The following is a 17,831-nucleotide window of genomic DNA, read 5'->3' on the forward strand; positions in this document are numbered from 1 at the left end:
TATTCATTTTTTTATTCACGATCGAGTATTGCATATAATTGTATCATAGTCTTGATAATGATTTAGGATTGCTATATTGTCGCCCAAATGCGAGAACCCTTACAAAAAACAGGGTCCCAAACAGATGTGTTTAACCGGTAATAAATTAATGGATCGCACAATCCAAAATCCTAAATCGCAATGAACTCAGAACGCGAACAAGCCTATCTCAACCTGATAAATCAACTGCTAACCTGTACCAGCGGCGAAGAAGCGGAGATATTGAAAACTCACCCGGAATTGCTGGATAATGGCTTGGTGGCGGTAATGCTAGAAGAGGCCGAGCGTCTTAGAGAATTTGGCGAACTAAATAGCGCTAATCGGTTGATGAATTGTGCCGAGATACTGCTTGTGCTTGGGATGAATGACAACACCTCAGTGGCAGTCACCGGAAAAGCGGAAGCAGACAGACTGTTACAACAAGGAATTCAGCAGTATAAAATTAGTCAATTTCGAGAAGCTTTGCAGTCTTGGGAACAGGCATTAACTATCTATAGGGAAATCGGAAATCGCCAAGGAGAAGCTACTTCCCTCGGCAGTTTGGGCAATGCTTACGATTCCCTAGGGCAATTCCACAGGGCGATCGCATTTCACGAACAGTCTTTAGAGATTTCACGGGAAATCGGAAATCGCCAAGGAGAAGCCGCTTCCCTCGGCACTTTGGGCTCAGCTTACGATTCCCTAGGGCAATTCCACAGGGCGATCGCATTTTACGAACAGTCTTTAGAGATTTTACGGGAAATCGAATATCGCCCAGGAGAAGCCGCTTCCCTCGCCAGTTTGGGCTCAGCTTACCAATCCCTAGGGCAATACCACAGGGCGATCGCATTTCACGAACAGTATTTAGAGATTTCACGGGAAATTGGAGATCGCCAAGGAGAAGCTGCTTCCCTCGGCAGTTTGGGCTCAGCTTACGATTCCCTAGGGCAATACCACAGGGCGATCGCATTTTACGAACAGTATTTAGAGATTTCACGGGAAATTGGAGATCGCCAAGGAGAAGCCGCTTCCCTCGGCAGTTTGGGCTCAGCTTACCAATCCCTAAGGCAATACCACAGGGCGATCGCATTTCACGAACAGGATTTAGAGATTTCACAGGAAATCGGAGATCGCCAAGGAGAAGCTAATTCCCTCGGCAATTTGGGCTCAGCTTACAATTCCCTAGGGCAATACCAGCAGGCGATCGCATTTCACGAACAGTCTTTAGAGATTAAACGGGAAATTGGAAATCGCCAAGGAGAAGCTAATTCCCTCGGCAATTTGGGCTCAGCTTACAATTCCCTAGGGCAATACCACAGGGCGATCGAATTTCACGAACAGTCTTTAGAGATTGAACGGGAAATCGGAGATCGTCAAGGAGAAGCTACTTCCCTCGGCAATTTGGGCTCAGCTTACAATTCCCTAGGGCAATTCCACAGGGCGATCGAATTTTATGAACAATATTTAGAGATTGAACGGGAAATCGGAAATCGCCAAGGAGAAGCTGCTTCGCTCGGCAATTTGGGCATTGCTTACAATTCCCTAGGGCAATTTCACAGGGCCATCGAATTTCACCAACACTGTTTAGAGATTTCACGGGAAATCGGAAATCGCCAAGGAGAAGCTATTTCCCTCTGCAGTTTGGGCATTGCTTACGATTCCCTAGGGCAATTTCACAGCGCGATCGAATTCAAACAACAGTCTTTAGAGATTCAACGGGAAATCGGAGATCGCCAAGGAGAATCAATTTCTCTAAACAATTTGGGTTTAACTTTACTAAAAACCAACCAATTTGCAGAAGCTGAAATAGCACTTTTTGCTTCCATCAAAATTCATGAAACTCTACGTTCTGAATTAGTAAATAATGACCACAAAGCCTCAATTTTTGAAACCCAAATATCTGGCTATCGCCTGCTGCAACAAATTTTAGCCGCCCAAACTAAATTTGATGAAGCCTTAGAAATATCTGAAATGTCCCGCACCCGTGCCTTCGTCGAATTATTACGACAAACCTTATTAACAAATGATTTACCAGCCAACGACCAAACAAATAAATTATCAATTCCCCAAATCCAAGAAATCGCCCGCGACAGAAACTCCACAATAGTTGAATATTCGATTGTCGATCCAGAAATTTACATCTGGGTAATCCAACCAAACGGCAACATCACCCATCGCGCCGCCAACCTCGAACCCCTCAACCAACAAAACCAAACCCTCAAACAAATCATCCTCAAAACCCGCGTCTCCATCGGCACCGAGGAAACCGACGACAAAGGCAACAAAATTCAGCTAGAATCCCAGTACAATCGAGACGAAACAGGCAGCTTTCCCCTCTTGCAACTCCTCCATCAAATCCTGATCGAACCCATCATCGACTTGCTACCCACCGATGCCAATTCCCCCATCATCTTCGTCCCCCACTATGACTTATTTTTAGTACCATTCGCAGCCTTGCAAGATAGCAAAAACCGCTACCTCATCGAAAATCATACCATCCTCACCAGCCCATCCATCCAAGTATTAGAAATCACCCGCGAACATCAAAACCGAGTGCGAGGATTGAGACAAGCCGCCCTAATTGTCGGCGCTCCAACTATCGCCACCAAATTCAAAGAAAAGCCCTACGAACTCAAACAACTGTCCAGGGCAAAAGAAGCCGCCGAAGCCATCGCCGCAACTTTAGGAACCCAAGCAATTAGCGGAGAAAATGCCACAAAAGTCGCCATTTTAGACAAGATGCTAAACACCCGCATCGTCCATTTATCCGCCCACGGACTCCTCGACGATTTCCAAGGTTCCGGCATCCCCGGCGCGATAATTTTAGCACCATCAGGAGACAGCGACGACGGCGCACTTATAGCGGCAGAAATCCTGCAATTAAACCTCGATTCCGAACTCGTAGTATTGAGCGCGTGCAGCACCGGGCGCGGTAAAATCAACGGAGATGGAGTCATCGGATTGTCGCGCTGCTTCATCGTCGCCGGAGTCCCCAGCATCATCGTTTCCCTGTGGAATATGGGAGCGATTTCCGCTAAATTACTAATGACTGAATTCTACCAAAATTTAGCACGGGGTGACAATCGAGCAGCGGCATTGCGGTGTGCTATGCTAACCACAAAAGCTCGATTTCCGAGTCCCATAGCTTGGGCTGCATTTACCTTAATTGGCGAAACAGAAACTTTACCACTGTCAACTGAAAAAAGTGATTTAAGGAGATTAGTAATGTCACTTCCCGATGAGGCTACACCCAAAGAAATTGTGGCGGCTTTCAGTAAGTTATTGAAAATATCCGAGCCGCAATTTGTCAAACAATTATCAGCGATTGATGTTGGTTCAACCGATAATATCAATATTATCGCTCAAACAATCAAGAATTAGTGCCAAACTCGGCCTCAAAGTGAAGAGAATTTAGAGAACGAAATTTATCAAATGGGTGCGGGCGGGAGTGATAGCGATGCGCCGGAGGAAGTGGTGAGGGAGTTGTATGAGACGTTGAAGAAAAATAAGATTCGATTGGGTTTGTCTGGGGATTCTGCGGTGGTTGAGACGGATAATTCGGGGATGGAATCGGTTGATAATCCAACATAAATCCCGTAGGGGCGGGTTCACCAACAATCTTTAATCAGTACCGACAATCTGCATAAACCCGCCCCACCCAATGACAGAAATGCGATCGCGCATTCCCCCAATTTCTTACAAATTCCCTCGCACGCTAATCTCAGAAACCCGGTTTCTGACTGTATTTTTCGTACCCAACCCAAATTTGTCTCAGAAACCGGGTTTCTCGCCACCTACCAAAAAGGTCGATCGCACATACCTTAATTTTATCAAAAAGGTCGATCGTGAATCCGTGGTTTGGTGCGGGCGGGTTTATATAGATTGTTGGTGATAGTTAGATATGGTTGGTGAACCCGCCCCTACGGAAATTCGGTTTATTTGACCGGATATAATATTAGTATATTCCACAAGGTTGGATTATGACCGAACCACCGCAAATTAAAAATCCCAGCATTACCCTGTATCCTTTCCACCTGCGAGATGATAGCGACGAAGGCTACGGACAAGTAGCCAGAAATGCTCAATCCTTGTGGGAAAATCTAGCAGATAATGTCGGTAAAGAATTTAACATCAACGAACTAAAATCCCTCAGACACAAGCTAATTTGCTACAAAAACGGGCTGTACTATCCCGACAGCGAACGGGAAAATCTGACTAACGGCAAATTGCTGCTTCCAGAGGGAAAAACTCTGAATTTCCCGACAATAACTCAGCCCGATAACCAGAAACTTGATGGTTCTATCTATGCTCTGCGAGTTCAGGATACTTACACCGCAGACTTGACATTTTACTATCAAAATGTCACAATTAAACTAGCGGACTTAACTCGATTAAATCCCCAAGGTTGCTTGTTGCCAAATGCGATTCAACCGTCTCTGGGACAGACATTATTATTATACGCCGCACCAGCAGTTTATAATACTTACCGGAAACTAGCTGACGAATCAGTTAAAGCTTTTGTACAGGATAAACAGCCAGCATCACTAGACTTTCGCGCCGAAGGAAAGTTATTCGGGAGTCCGATTTTTGAGTATGACAGCCGAGAAGATGATGCGCGTCAGCGGTGTCACTTTCTAGTATGGTTGCAAGAAAATCCCCAAACTTTGAAATTCGCAACCCCGACGTTTAACTCTTACTTGATGAATCTGCTGTGCTCTCGCGCTAAAATCGTATTTGTGTATCGCGAAGCTAGGAAAAAGTATCACCAAGCACAGCAAATAGTCAGCAAGTTAGAAAAGAAGCTGCCCGAATTCAGTGTAATAGAAAGCGAACAAGATAAACAAATTAAGCTGCTGAAGTTAAAGAAATTGCTGGCTGAAGTCCGAACCAAAATGTTTGATTGTGCTCAGCAAGTGCGGTATTTGCAAGAAGATAGAAATACTATTGATACTAATGCTGAAAATTATAGTGAAACCTTGAAAAAAATTACAAGTTTGTGCATCCCAGGCGATAATCTAGATTTCTTGCAGAAGTTTCTAGATTTGGCTGAGAATAAATATCAGCGACAAATTGAAATCGATTTAAACTACCTGATTGCGAGTCAAGATTTTTTCCAGCAGTCGATATCCACTGTGCGCGGGATGGTTGAAATCGAACAGGTGGAATTGGACAGGGAACAGGAAGACAGGGAGAAAAAGGGATCTCGCCAACTTGAGAATATCATCTTTTTTGTCGGAACTGCGATCGGCGGCGGACAAATCTTTTCCGCCGCCTATCCTCTAATCAAGGATACACCGATTCAATGGCAACCCGATTTTTCTCTACCGCTGCATCTCTTTACTGCGACAATTATCTGGAGTCTGCTGTTTGGCTTACTATTGGGCTTGTTAATGCTGGGTATCGTCCTGTTGGTAAGGAAAACTTTTCTCCGATAAATTGGATTTAGGACTTACGCATAAAACCAAAGAAACCGGGTTTTTCGGGGTTTTTGGGTGGTATAACTCATGTGTTGCGGCATTCTTAAGAACAGGCAAGATGCCTGTTCCACAAAGAGTCAATCGATTTTAGATTTTAGATTCTAGATTAAAGAATTGAAGCATTGACCCCACGGATAAATTCGGGGGGCAAGTTTCATCGGATACAGGTTTTTTATTTCTGGATAGATAAATCAGGGGGCCTGTATCCTGGATGCTTTCGGTCAATTTTTTGTGGGGAGTAGGGATTGGGCATCTTCGCCTCAGCATTCTTAAGAACAGGCAAGATGCCTGTTCCACAAAGAGTCAATTTTTTGTGGGAGGTAGGGGTTGGGCCGAAGATGCCGCCCATAAATTACAAATATCGAGTTAACTGCACTCGATAGCGTTCCTTCTTAGTAACAGCAACTTCCCCAACTTCCAATCTTCCCTTGCCCGTAACAGCAATTAAATCTCCAGACTTGACATTATAACTAGCTTGAGTAACGTCTTTCCAGTTAACTCGCACGTCGCCGCTGTCAATTAAATCGGCCATTTTGCTGCGAGACATTGCGAACCCAGCCGAGGCGACAGCATCCAATCTCATGGATGCTTCAACCGTGGTCATTTCTTTCTTTTTGGGTTCTCTAATTTTGAGTTCGCTCAACTCAATGCGGCGCGTTTGTACAGGAACCGATCGCACTTGCTGCAAACTCATCTCCAAATACTCTACCATCTCCGGCATGACAATGGCTTGCGCGCCGCGTTCTCCCAAAACAATCACATCGCCAGTTTTCTCGCGGACAATTCCCGTACCCAACATCGCCCCCAAAAAGTCGCGGTGAGAAGCTGTATCGAACAAGAAATTGCCAGCGATTTCTACCGCAGCAACGTTAACGCTAGCAGAGTCGATCGGGATATCCGATCGCGCGATCGCAATTCTTTGTCTTTCAGCTTGCGGGTAGCCGCCCCAAGCCACTACTTCCACGTCTGTTAAGCGCTTAAATACCGTCAGAGTGTCCGCCAATTCCGGAGGCGACAGAAAATCAGTCAGAGTAACTTCCCAAGTTTTAATTGCTTGTTCCGCTTGGTCGATCGCCCGCGCCACACATTCGCGGTTTTCAATGCCTTTTAACAGTTCTTCTCTTGGTAACATCAGTCAATTTTAGATTCTAATTTGAAATTGCAAAAGCTTGCTGTAACTAAAAAGTCTACTTTTTTAACAGTCGCACTAATTTAATTATAGTCTAAAATCATCAAATAACGATCGTATGATTTTAGTTGCTGGTAAAGCTGATATGATGAGCACGATTATTGTACCAAATCGATGAAGTCTTCGAGTTTAAGTTTTTGCAAGAACTCGATCGAGTATGGCAGCAAAATTGTCCACCCAACTACTTATTCTTCTTCACCCGCAAATACAACTCTTCCATCGCCTCAATAAACGAACCATCCTTGTGCCAAAACTGTGGAAAATCTCCCTGTTTCTTCACCACGATCGCACTTACGCCACTTGGCGCTGCCACCTCAATCGTCTGCGGCAATCGCTTCGCACCATGCCAAAACTCTTTCAGGCTGACCGTTGGCGCCTCACTGGCGATCGCCTGCGTGTAATAGGAATCCACCGCCACAGGGGCCGCTGCATCCGCCGTTAACTCGGCAGAAAGCGCCATTCCCAAAGGCGTTTTTGCCAATTCGCGGTGCAGCACTTCCTTAGAAAGCCCCCGTAATTCAAACAGTAAAAATGGATCTTTGTCCAATTCTGCCGCCACCAAATAATAAACTCCCGCAATATGTTTGCAGGGATTGCTATAGTCTGGGCAAGAGCAAGTAGTCTTAAAGTCCTCGCGGCTGCTGGGTAAAAGGTGCAATCCGAGGGGTGAGAAAGCATTTTCAATGTTGTCAGGCATTTCGTTGAGTAGCAGCCGGGAAATGAAGCTGGCTTTCGATGCCATTTGGGCGATCGCCATTTGCCACTTTTCCTGACTAATTGGCTCAAACTCAATTTGAGTTATGTACAGAGGCTCCTTATAAACCCCAAAATAAGGATTTACCGAGCCTCTCACCTGTGCCATCACTAACCCATCATTCATGCCAAAGCTTTTTACCTTGCCGTTTCGTGCATAGGAACGTCCCCGTCCGAGCCGCCCCGAATCAGTAAATCTTTCCAGCCCCTCTATAAATTTATTGCCCCACCAAGTCCGAGTAAATTGTGACATATTTTTTGGCTTCTCCTAATCTAGAACCGCATTTTTATTGAGCCTAATTAACTTTTTAAATGCCTCATTATCCAACTCAGTCAACCACGACTCATCCGCACCAATAATTGACCCTGCCAATTTCTTTTTGTCCTCAATCATTTGGTCAATCTTTTCTTCCAAAGTGCCAATCGCCACAAACTTATGCACAAACACATTTTTTTGCTGTCCGATCCGAAACGCCCGATCCGTCGCCTGATCTTCCACTGCCGGATTCCACCAGCGATCGAAATGGAATACGTGATTGGCTTTTGTCAGCGTAATTCCCACCCCGCCCGCCTTCAGTGACAGAATAAATACCGAAGGTTCAGACTCTGGATCTTGAAACTCTGAAATCATCCGTTCCCGTTTTTCGCGACTGGTTCCCCCGTGGATGTAGTAAGTGTTGTAATGTAGCGTTTGTTTAATGTATTTTTCCAACGCGCTTCCCAGTTCTGTAAACTGCGTAAATACCAATAAACTTTCGCCTTCTGCTTTGACTTCCTCAATCATCTCGATCAGCCGTTCCAGTTTGTGCGATCGCTCTGGTGTAAACTCACTTTCATCTTGCAAAAACTGGCGCGGATGGTTACAAATTTGCTTCAGCTTCAGCAGTGTCGCCAAAATCATCCCCTTGCGCTTCATCTCTTCCGTCGCGTCAATTTCTTGCTCTACCTCTTTCACAATTGCTTCATAAAGCGAAGCTTGCTCGCGGGTGAGATTGCAGTAGAGTTTTTGCTCAACTTTGTCGGGGAGATCCTGAATAATCGACTTATCAGTTTTCAGGCGGCGCAGGATAAAAGGTTCCACTAATTTTTTGAGCGCTGCCGATTGCGTGCGACTCCCATTTTTTTGAATCGGGATCTCAAACAACTTCCGAAACTGTGCCTCTTTGCCCAGATAGCCCGGATTGAGGAAATTAAAAATTGACCACAAATCCAGCAATCGATTTTCCACGGGTGTTCCAGTCAATGCCAGTCGATGGGTAGCGGGTAACTTTAAAATCGCCTTGGTTTGCGCCGCTTTCGGATTTTTAATATTCTGCGCTTCATCAATTACCACGCGATGCCACGCTACGCTGCTCAACAGCTTCTCATCTTTTCGCACCAAGGTAAAGGAAGTAATCAACATATCGCAACCTTGGAGGGCGGCTTTAAATGCTTTTGCATCTTGCAAACGTTGAGGGCCGTGGTGTATGAGCGATCGCAATTCTGGAGCAAATTTTTCCATTTCCTTCTGCCAGTTGCCTACTACGGAAGTGGGCGCAATTAGCAGCGTGGGTAGAACCGAATGTGCGATCGTTTTTTCCGTCTCTTTTGTAGGAGATAAAACTTCTCTTTCTTGCAATAATCGAGCAATTACCTGCGCCGATTTACCCAAACCCATATCATCGGCAAGACAGCCATTTAATCCCAAACTTTCCAAATAACTCAACCAAGAAACGCCGCGCTTTTGGTAATCCCGTAACTTGCCCTCAAACTTTGCTGGATCTGCAATTAACTCTAACCGACTCTTATCGTGCAACTTCTCCAACATATCCGATAAAGTGCGATCGCGCTCCACCTCCAACTGTTCGCTCGCTTCTCCTTCTGCCGTCAACTTCATAAAGTCAATCAGGCTTAAATGGGGGTTTTCTTGTCGATGTTTTTTCCAAAACTCCAACATCTCCTGCATCTTGTCTTTGTCCAGTTCCATCCATTGTCCTCGGAACTGCACCAGCGGTGTTTTACTATTTACTAACGCCTGCCATTCTTGTTCGCTAACCCGTTCACCCCCGATCGCCAATTCATACTGATATTCCACCAAGGAATCCGCCGAAAACAATCCTTTGCCCTTGATTGCAGAGCTCTTGATGCCCTTCCCTTTGACTTGCAGGCGAATCTTCGCCCGCTGTCGTCCCTTCGGCGTCCACCAAGCGGGGACAATCACTTTGTATCCGGCATCTTCTAATACCCAAGCGGACTCGCTGAGGAAGGTGAAAGCATCATCTAAGCTGAGGGAAATGTTAGCAGGTTGGTCGGTTTCTAGCCCTTGCCAAAGTTGGGGATAAATGCGGGCAGCGTAGCCGAGATTTGTCAGCAAATGTTGCTCAAAGTTGTCGCCGAATTGTGTTTGCAACTTTTTTTGTTGAGTCGATCGCGATCGCCAATAATCCTGCAACGGCATCCGCAGAGATGGGTCTTTTTTCGCAGCCACCTGAAACTCTAAAACCCAAGGCTGTTCGGGGTTTTCGGGGGATTGTAGTTGAAAGCAGAGGGAGAATGAGTCAGCAGATTGATTGCGCGTAATGCGATCGCGCCAGGTTTGCCATTGCCGATATTGTTCAAGGCTTACTCGCGCGATTTTTCGTGTTTGGTTGAGGCAGATTTGCAGTAAAGAATCCGCAATCTTATTTTCAAACGATGCTGGGATGGGGGTTTGAGTGACAATTTCCGCGATCGCACACTCGGAAAAATGCCGCAGCAACCGTTCGCGATCGTAGAACTTTGGTGTATCTTGTAGCTGGATCTTCGGAAAACCGGACACACAAACTAAAGGCATCCATTCCACATAGCGTGGTAAATCAGTTTCGTACTGTGTTGAAACAATTTCCCATCCCGGATAAATCTCAAAGCTGGGTGCAATTTTGGCAGTTGTTTTTGGAGTTTTTGCAGTTGTTTTGGTTTTTGTCTCGCCCGCTTTCTTACGCCCGCGCGTGGCTTTCTCAGCGGGTTCGGATGTTTCGATGGGTGCGATCGCGATCGGAGCAGTTTCTCGATAGCGCAACGCCGGAATATAATGATCTTTCAGAACAATTTGCTTAAAACTTTGGGTGTAGTGATACCAAAATAGCAAGTCTGAACCAAACTGAACTTCTGCTAAATCGTAGAGAGCAAAAAAATGCAGATCGTTCAATACTTTAGTCAAAGTGTGGGTGGCGATGGACACACAATCAACTTCCCAATACTCCAACTCAAATGTTTCGGGTAACTCTGTCTCTAAATATCGCGCTAACTCTAAAGATGGTAACGGCTGGTTGTCGGCAGTGGGCAGTAAAAAATACCGAGGGACGATCGCGTATTCTAGCCCCATCGCACTTGTATTGCTGACTGGTTGCAGTTGAATCCCGGCTTCTTTCGTTAGAAACTCTCTTAACTGTGCCGTCTTCAATTGTCGGGGATGAACCTTAGCGGGCTGTTTTTTCTTTTCAGTGGTTTCAACCCAAATATAAAACGTTCCAGGTTGAATAAAATTCTCTTCTGCTTGAGGAATCCAAGTCCCGTGGAGGATTTTCATAGGTCATACCAAACGCAACCTTTGGCAGCCTATCATATCATCAATTAGCGGGAAAAGATAAGACGGCGGTTGAAACCGCTGCTATACAAACGATGTCCGCCTCCGCGGACTAAAGAGAATAAAATAATTTTACCGCGCTATCTTTAACCGGCGTCGGCAGGTTTTGCTTGTAGAGACGCGGTTTCAACCGCCTAGTTTTCTTTAATCGGCGCGGGCAGGTTTTGCTTGTGTAGATACGGTTAAAACCGCCGAGTCTTCTTACAAATTTAGAAAATATCAGTTAAATCCAAAACAAAACCGGGTAATACATCTTCACCTGACAGAGTTGCAGGTTCATCTAAAATTTCTACTTCTCTACCTTGACGGGAGATTTCTACTTTTCTATTTTTGCGATCGAGCAACCATCCCAACCTCGCTCCATTTTTCACATACACTTTCATTTTAGCCCGCAATTTTTCTAGGGAGTCAGTGGTCGATTCCCTTCGGGATAGCTTCGCTTCACGCAATTCCACCACAAAATCGGGACAAATCGGCGCAAATTTCTTTTTTTATTCCGCAGTTAAAGCATCCCACCGATTGCGCCGAATCCAAGCAGCGTCGGGAGAAATATCAGTACCGTCGGGCAGTTTAAATCCAGTTGAAGAATCAAAAGCAATTCCCAAATGCTTATTTTGACGGCTCCAACCTTCGAGTTGAAAACTTAGATCCGCATTCCGCCTGCCTGTATCGCTACTCGCAGGCGGCATAATAATTAATTCTCCCGTTGCAGTCCGCTCAAATCTTAAATCCCGGTTGTCTATACACAACTGAAAAAACTGCTCGTCTGTTAATTCGAGTGTTAATTCTAGGGGAGAATGTAGGGGGATAGTTTGTAATTCAATAACTGCCTCCAAATATTACACGAGTTGAATGTCAACAGTTAACAGTTAACCGTCAACTGTTAACAAACAAATAACTAAGTCTCTGTATAACCTTGGATATTTTCCGGTTCAAACTGCTGCAAAATCTTCGCAGCTTTCCCAGTCAAATCATCAGTACCCTTAACCGCAATCAAATATTTACCCGCATTCAAACGGTTGCGGTAGGGCAAAGCATCGCCGCTGCCAAAAGCCATGCCCCCGGCTCCGCCAACAACAAAGCTGCCCATCCCGCCGGCGATCGCACCTAGCACTCCGCCGATCGCGTGATCGCCAATTTCGCCCGCCCACGCAAAAGTCTTCAACTGAGTCATCAGACTGAAAGTAACCCCAGCAATAAAGCCAAACGGCACCAGCCAAACAGCCATGAGTTTAGCTTGTTTACTCGCTTGCTGGTTGGGGTCGATCAAGCCAAATTCATCAGCAGTTTTGTAGCCGCGGCCCAAAATGCTGACTTGCTTCATGGGCAAGCCTTCTTTTTCCAGAGCACTGTAGGCAGCTTCGGCTTGAATTCGATCGGGCAGTACGGCGATAAGATAATTCATTGACAATAATTCCTGATGGTTAGGCTCGGACACCTAGAAATAATTATAGTCGGAAAAGACATACTAGCTAAGCAGTTCGGGGATTTCCCGACCATCCGAGAGGGCGATCGCCCGCAAAGCTAAAATATTTCACGCAAAAAACGGCCTACCTTGACCGAATACAGATACAATTCAAACTGCACAAAGGCAAGCTTGAGCTGAGCTGTTAGATACTGCTCTAAGTCATAAGTCTCACTCAACTTTGAGCTCGCCAACGCTCGGTCTATTTTTACTATTGCACTCAATTGCTTGCTATGCCTAAAGTTCTAGTATCCGATCCGATCGACCAAGCCGGAATTGACATCCTCTCCCAAGTCGCGCAAGTTGACGTAAACACAGGACTCTCAGCCGAACAACTGGTACGAATTATTCCAGATTACGACGCTTTAATGATCCGTTCTGGCACCCAAGTTACCAAAGAAATCATAGAAGCCGGGAATTCACTTAAAATTATCGGCAGAGCCGGAGTCGGCGTAGATAATGTCGATGTACCCGCCGCTACCCGCAAAGGAATTGTAGTCGTCAATTCCCCCGAAGGCAACACGATCGCCGCCGCCGAACACGCGCTCGCCATGATGCTCTCGATGTCCCGCCACATCCCGGAAGCTAACGAATCCGTCAAAGGTGGTAAATGGGAACGCAACCGCTTTCTCGGCGTAGAAGTTTACAAAAAAACCCTCGGCATAGTCGGTTTGGGCAAAATCGGCTCCCACCTCGCCGCCGCAGCCAAAGCAATGGGCATGAAACTGCTGGCCTACGATCCCTTCATTTCCACCGAAAGAGCCGACCAGTTGGGCTGCCGCTTGGTAGAACTCGAACTGCTGATGCGCGAATCCGACTACATCACCCTACACATCCCCAAAACGCCGGAAACCCTGCACTTAATTAACGCTGAAGTGCTGTCAAAAATGAAGCCCACGGCCCGCATCATAAACTGCGCCAGAGGCGGCATCATCGACGAAGCAGCCCTCGCAGAAGCAATCAAAGAAGGCAAGATAGCCGGTGCAGCTTTGGACGTTTACGAACACGAACCCCTCGAAGCCGATTCCCCGTTGCGGAAGGTCGGCCAGAACATCGTGCTAACGCCCCACTTGGGAGCATCCACAGCGGAAGCTCAGGTGAATGTGGCGATCGATGTTGCTGAACAAATTCGCGATGTACTGTTGGGATTGCCCGCGCGATCGGCTGTCAACATACCTGGCATTTTCCCAGACTCGATCGAAAAACTCAAACCCTACCTGCAACTCGCCGAAACCCTCGGCAACCTCGTCAGCCAGCTAGCCGGAGGCCGAGTCGATTACCTCAACGTTCAACTCCAAGGCGAATTGGCCAGCAACCAAAGCCAGCCCGTAGTCGTTGCCGCCCTCAAAGGCCTGCTCTCCCAAGCCCTGCGAGAGCGCGTTAACTACGTCAACGCCAGCATTGAAGCCAAAGAACGCGGAATTCGCGTCGTCGAAACCAGAGATGCCTCGATTCGCGACTACACCGGCTCCCTGCACCTCTCGGCCAAGGGAACTCTCGGCGAACACACAGTCACGGGTGCAGTGCTCGGCGAAAGCGAAATTCGGATTACCAGCGTTGACGATTTCCCCGTCAACGTTTCCCCCACTCACCACATGCTGTTTACCCTGCACCGCGATATGCCGGGGATTATTGGCAAAATCGGTTCCCAATTGGGCAGTTTTAATGTCAATATTGCCAGTATGCAGGTAGGCCGTAAAATCGTGCGAGGCGATGCGGTGATGGTTTTGAGCCTTGATGACCCTCTACCAGAGGGGATACTGGCGGAGATCCTAAAAGTTCCGGGAATTCGGGATGCTTACACAGTAAATCTTTGACGGATTTTGGAGTTTAGATTTTGGATGCAAGCGCTGATAATTGGTAATGGGTAATTGGTCATTGGTCATTGGCCAGAAAGCGGGAATTTTTCTATTAGCCAATCCTCCTTCCTCATTTCCCAGTCTCCAGTTCCCTTGGGCCAATCTAAAATCTAAAATCTAAAATCTAAAATCGTTGACCCTCTACCAGAGGGGATACTGGCGGAGATCCTAAAAGTTCCGGGAATTCGGGATGCTTACACGGTAAATCTTTGACGGATTTAGAAGTTTAGATTTTGGATGCCAGGACTGATAATTGGTAATGGGTAATTGGTCATTGGTCATTGGCCAGAAAGCGGGAATTTTTCTATTAGCCAATCCTCATTCCTCACTCCCCAGTTCCCAGTCTCCAGTTCCCGTGGGCCAATCTAAAATCTAAAATCTAAAATCTAAAATCGTTGACCCTCTACCAGAGGGGATACTGGCGGAGATCCTAAAAGTTCCGGGAATTCGGGATGCTTACACGGTAAATCTTTGACGGATTTAGAAGTTTAGATTTTGGATGCCAGGACTGATAATTGGTAATGGGTAATTGGTCATTGGTCATTGGTCTGAAAGCGGGAATTTTTCTATTAGCCAATCCTCATTCCTCACTCCCCAGTTCCCAGTCTCCAGTTCCCTTGGGCCAATCTAAAATCTAAAATCTAAAATCTAAAATCGTTATGGCACATAGCTGGTGGGAAATTAGAATTCTTTGCGATCCGGCGCTGGAAGATATCATCTTTTGGCGTCTGGAACGGTTTAACTGTCGGGGAACTGCTACTGAGATCAAAAGCAATTCCTGCCTGATGTCGGCTTATTTGCCCGAAGAACAGGCAGGATTGCTGGATTTGGCCGCTCTGTCTCTGTGGCTGCGCCAAGATGCTCTGTGTGCAGGTTTGCCCCTACCTGCGATGCAGTGGGATTTGATTGAAGACGAAGACTGGGGCAGCACTTGGAAGGAGCACTGGCAGCCTCAAGAAGTGGGCGATCGCTTTTTAATTAATCCGGCCTGGCTGCCCTTACCGACGGATACCGATCGCGTCATTTTGCGTTTAGATCCGGGTGTGGCTTTCGGTACCGGTGCTCACGCTACTACTCAACTTTGTCTGGAGTCGCTGGAAATGCGTCTCGGTTTTGATGACAGCAAGTGCGTAGTTGCGGATATCGGGTGCGGATCGGGTATTTTGTCGATCGGCGCAGTGTTGTTGGGCGCTACAAAAGTTTATGCTTTGGATACTGATCCTTTGGCAGTGCGATCGACCATTAGCAACAGACTACTCAACCGCGTTAATTCTCAGCAGTTGGTTGCAGAGCTCGGAAGTATCGATCGCTTGAAGGAAATGGTCGATGAGCCGATCGACGGTTTGATCTGCAACATTTTAGCAGAAGTAATCATTGATTTAATCCCGCAGTTCACCGCAATTAGCAAACCCACTACTTGGGCCGTGCTCAGCGGCATTTTGCTCGAACAAGCTAAGCCAATTGCTGACACTCTCGAACAGCACGGCTGGATTGTTGCTACTCTGTGGAAGCGCCAAGATTGGTGCTGTTTTAACATTCGGCGCAGTTAACAATATGGTAATTGCTAATTCCTAATTGCTAATTGGTAATTTTGAATTCATGTTTCATCTTTGGGAAGTGAATTTAAATAAATCTCGCACCTGAAAATAAACCGCGCCAGCCCAGTAAAAACCATTTACCAAAATTAACAACGTTTTTCCAGCATAAGAATTAACAAAACCAAAAACGCGGTAAGTTGACAGCAGCACTAACAACATTTCTACAAAAGAAACAATTGACCCGTAGTGCTTTCTATCCCAATAAGAAATCGGACTGATAAAACGGTAATTGCTGAACGGAAAAAAGTGCCGATGAGCGTCGTTATTGTGGACAGGCAAATCTCCCAGAGAGTGCAGTATCATGCTAATAAACAGAATTTGCACACTTTGCCAGCCAAAGTAATAAGCAATTAGCAAACCAATAACCGCAAGGGGAATTGAATGAAACAGAGCTACAATATTTTGCACAAAAGGCTCATAATATGCTTCTGACCAAATTGTAGCTGCGGGCAAGCGAGCAATGTATTTCGCCCAAAAGTAAAATAAAAATATCGGAATATCCGGCAAAATTCCGCCGATCGCAATAATAATGAGATTAGCTGGCGGCAGTTGCGGTTTGCCGAGAATTGCGAGATTGATAATAGCGTGGCTGGGAGTTTTCATCAGTAGGGTGCGTCAACTAGGATTATCTTATTCATAATTAATCAGATATGAGCTGACGCACCCTACTTGTGAGATAATTGGCTCGTGTTACAAGAAAGGTTGCACTCGATCGATCAACTGCGCCGCTTGCATCACTCCCTCAATTCGATCGACCTCAGCGCCATTTTTGAACAACACCAAAGTCGGCAAAGCATAAATGTGATGCTGCGACGCCAACTGTTCGTACTTATCGGTGTCAATTTTGACAACCATCAGCTTGTCTTTCATCTGACCACTCACTTGTTCCAAAATCGGTGCCATCATCTGACAAGGCCCGCACCAAGTAGCGTAAAAATCTACCAACACCGGCAAGTCAGAGCCCGATAGTAACTCCTCAAAACTGCTGAACTGTTTTTGAACTGCCATAAGACAAAATAATTTTTTGGGTTCTGGCTCGATTTTAGTGCAAAATTCTCTGGTAGATTGCGAGGATACAATTATGGAATTATTACCAGAGACTTTTCAGAGATTGCGGGGCCAAGTTGCTGTCGTGACCGGTGCGTCGCGGGGAATCGGCCGCGCCGTTGCTTTAACACTAGCAGCAGAGGGCGCTAAAGTCGCCGTCAACTATGCGAGTTCGAGTGCTGCTGCTGATGAGGTGGTAGCAGAAATAGTCGCTGCTGGAGGAGAATCTGTGGCGCTTGCAGCAGATGTCTCGAAAACTGACCAAGTAGATTTACTCACCAGTAATGTCATGGAAAAATGGGGACGGATTGACATTTTGGTGAACAATGCAGGCATTACTCGCGATACTTTGCTGCTGCGGATGAAGTTGGAAGATTGGCAAGCTGTGATTGATTTGAATCTAACCGGCGTGTTTTTGTGTGCGAAAGCGGCCAGTAAAATCATGCTGAAGCAGCGAAGCGGCCGAATTATTAATATTGCTTCGGTTGCTGGACAAATGGGCAATCCAGGACAAGCTAATTACAGTGCGGCGAAGGCTGGGGTAATTGGGTTTACTAAAACTGTGGCGAAGGAGTTGGCGAGTCGCGGGATTACTGTGAATGCAGTTGCACCGGGTTTTATCACTACAGATATGACTAAAGATGTCAAGTCTGATGAGATTTTGAAGTTTATTCCGCTGGGGAGATACGGGGAAGTTGAGGAAGTTGCGGGGATGGTGAAGTTTTTGGCGGCGGATGCGGCGGCGGCTTATATAACAGGGCAGGTTTTTAATGTGGATGGGGGGATGGTGATGGCTTAGATTTGGGGATTTTTTTAACCGC

General features: G+C 46.3%; 12 protein-coding genes and 1 pseudogene. 6 read left to right on the top strand and 7 right to left on the bottom strand.

What is annotated here, in order from left to right:
• Positions 1 to 180 precede the first annotated feature (180 nt).
• The 3 genes from QUB77_RS25620 (at position 181) to QUB77_RS25630 (ending at position 5,453) form a co-directional block, all read left to right on the top strand.
• The gene (locus QUB77_RS25620) at positions 181 to 3,399 is read left to right on the top strand and encodes a tetratricopeptide repeat protein (protein ID WP_333178720.1); all 3,219 of its coding nucleotides are present in this window, start codon (positions 181 to 183) and stop codon (positions 3,397 to 3,399) included.
• A gap of 51 nt (positions 3,400 to 3,450) precedes the next feature.
• The gene (locus tag QUB77_RS25625) at positions 3,451 to 3,609 is read left to right on the top strand and encodes a hypothetical protein (protein WP_333178717.1); all 159 of its coding nucleotides are present in this window, start codon (positions 3,451 to 3,453) and stop codon (positions 3,607 to 3,609) included.
• Positions 3,610 to 3,998: 389 nt separating this feature from the next.
• Positions 3,999 to 5,453, top strand: coding sequence for a hypothetical protein (locus tag QUB77_RS25630; RefSeq protein WP_333178714.1), 1,455 nt, complete (start codon positions 3,999 to 4,001; stop codon positions 5,451 to 5,453).
• 394 nt (positions 5,454 to 5,847) lie between these two features.
• Here QUB77_RS25630 and QUB77_RS25635 read toward each other — a convergent pair whose 3' ends face one another.
• The 5 genes and pseudogenes from QUB77_RS25635 to QUB77_RS25655 form a co-directional block, all read right to left on the bottom strand.
• Complete coding sequence (locus QUB77_RS25635) at positions 5,848 to 6,627, bottom strand: photosystem II S4 domain protein (protein ID WP_333178712.1); 780 nt, start codon at positions 6,625 to 6,627, stop codon at positions 5,848 to 5,850.
• A gap of 238 nt (positions 6,628 to 6,865) precedes the next feature.
• Complete coding sequence (locus QUB77_RS25640; RefSeq protein ID WP_333178709.1) at positions 6,866 to 7,690, bottom strand: SWIM zinc finger family protein; 825 nt, start codon at positions 7,688 to 7,690, stop codon at positions 6,866 to 6,868.
• A 15-nt stretch (positions 7,691 to 7,705) separates the two neighbouring features.
• A complete protein-coding gene (locus tag QUB77_RS25645) occupies positions 7,706 to 10,984 on the bottom strand; it encodes a DEAD/DEAH box helicase (protein ID WP_333178706.1) in 3,279 nt (1,092 codons plus the stop codon).
• A gap of 266 nt (positions 10,985 to 11,250) precedes the next feature.
• Positions 11,251 to 11,865: pseudogene (locus QUB77_RS25650) on the bottom strand (Uma2 family endonuclease).
• 74 nt (positions 11,866 to 11,939) lie between these two features.
• Positions 11,940 to 12,446, bottom strand: coding sequence for a hypothetical protein (locus tag QUB77_RS25655; protein ID WP_333178703.1), 507 nt, complete (start codon positions 12,444 to 12,446; stop codon positions 11,940 to 11,942).
• A gap of 293 nt (positions 12,447 to 12,739) precedes the next feature.
• Here QUB77_RS25655 and serA point away from each other — a divergent pair, with 293 nt between their 5' ends.
• Together serA and prmA are read left to right on the top strand one after the other, a co-directional pair.
• Positions 12,740 to 14,323 (top strand): phosphoglycerate dehydrogenase, encoded by a 1,584-nt coding sequence (serA, locus tag QUB77_RS25660; RefSeq protein ID WP_333178700.1) that lies wholly within the window; start codon positions 12,740 to 12,742, stop codon positions 14,321 to 14,323.
• A gap of 701 nt (positions 14,324 to 15,024) precedes the next feature.
• Positions 15,025 to 15,915 (top strand): 50S ribosomal protein L11 methyltransferase, encoded by an 891-nt coding sequence (prmA, locus tag QUB77_RS25665; protein WP_333178698.1) that lies wholly within the window; start codon positions 15,025 to 15,027, stop codon positions 15,913 to 15,915.
• Between the two features lie 54 nt (positions 15,916 to 15,969).
• On the opposite strand, the gene QUB77_RS25670 is transcribed toward prmA, so the two are convergent.
• Both QUB77_RS25670 and trxA read right to left on the bottom strand, forming a co-directional pair.
• Positions 15,970 to 16,566: a hypothetical protein gene (locus QUB77_RS25670; protein WP_333178696.1), complete on the bottom strand. Its 597-nt coding sequence runs from the start codon at positions 16,564 to 16,566 to the stop codon at positions 15,970 to 15,972.
• A gap of 87 nt (positions 16,567 to 16,653) precedes the next feature.
• The gene (gene trxA / locus QUB77_RS25675; protein ID WP_333056552.1) at positions 16,654 to 16,971 is read right to left on the bottom strand and encodes a thioredoxin; all 318 of its coding nucleotides are present in this window, start codon (positions 16,969 to 16,971) and stop codon (positions 16,654 to 16,656) included.
• Between the two features lie 73 nt (positions 16,972 to 17,044).
• On the opposite strand from trxA, the gene fabG reads away from it, so the two are divergent.
• The gene (fabG, locus tag QUB77_RS25680; RefSeq protein WP_333178693.1) at positions 17,045 to 17,809 is read left to right on the top strand and encodes a 3-oxoacyl-[acyl-carrier-protein] reductase; all 765 of its coding nucleotides are present in this window, start codon (positions 17,045 to 17,047) and stop codon (positions 17,807 to 17,809) included.
• The last annotated feature ends 22 nt before the right edge of the window (positions 17,810 to 17,831 follow it).

Source organism: Microcoleus sp. AT9b-C3 (assembly GCF_036705485.1).
In the GTDB taxonomy this organism is placed as follows: domain Bacteria; phylum Cyanobacteriota; class Cyanobacteriia; order Cyanobacteriales; family Microcoleaceae; genus Microcoleus.

Excerpts from the sequence above, each read along its gene's own strand:
- QUB77_RS25620 (WP_333178720.1), top strand. The coding sequence starts at position 181 with ATGAACTCAGAACGCGAACAAGCCTATCTCAACCTGATAAATCAACTG.
- QUB77_RS25625 (WP_333178717.1), top strand. The coding sequence starts at position 3,451 with ATGGGTGCGGGCGGGAGTGATAGCGATGCGCCGGAGGAAGTGGTGAGG.
- QUB77_RS25630 (WP_333178714.1), top strand. The coding sequence starts at position 3,999 with ATGACCGAACCACCGCAAATTAAAAATCCCAGCATTACCCTGTATCCT.
- QUB77_RS25635 (WP_333178712.1), bottom strand. The coding sequence starts at position 6,627 with ATGTTACCAAGAGAAGAACTGTTAAAAGGCATTGAAAACCGCGAATGT.
- QUB77_RS25640 (WP_333178709.1), bottom strand. The coding sequence starts at position 7,690 with ATGTCACAATTTACTCGGACTTGGTGGGGCAATAAATTTATAGAGGGG.
- QUB77_RS25645 (WP_333178706.1), bottom strand. The coding sequence starts at position 10,984 with ATGAAAATCCTCCACGGGACTTGGATTCCTCAAGCAGAAGAGAATTTT.
- QUB77_RS25655 (WP_333178703.1), bottom strand. The coding sequence starts at position 12,446 with ATGAATTATCTTATCGCCGTACTGCCCGATCGAATTCAAGCCGAAGCT.
- serA (WP_333178700.1), top strand. The coding sequence starts at position 12,740 with ATGCCTAAAGTTCTAGTATCCGATCCGATCGACCAAGCCGGAATTGAC.
- prmA (WP_333178698.1), top strand. The coding sequence starts at position 15,025 with ATGGCACATAGCTGGTGGGAAATTAGAATTCTTTGCGATCCGGCGCTG.
- QUB77_RS25670 (WP_333178696.1), bottom strand. The coding sequence starts at position 16,566 with ATGAAAACTCCCAGCCACGCTATTATCAATCTCGCAATTCTCGGCAAA.
- trxA (WP_333056552.1), bottom strand. The coding sequence starts at position 16,971 with ATGGCAGTTCAAAAACAGTTCAGCAGTTTTGAGGAGTTACTATCGGGC.
- fabG (WP_333178693.1), top strand. The coding sequence starts at position 17,045 with ATGGAATTATTACCAGAGACTTTTCAGAGATTGCGGGGCCAAGTTGCT.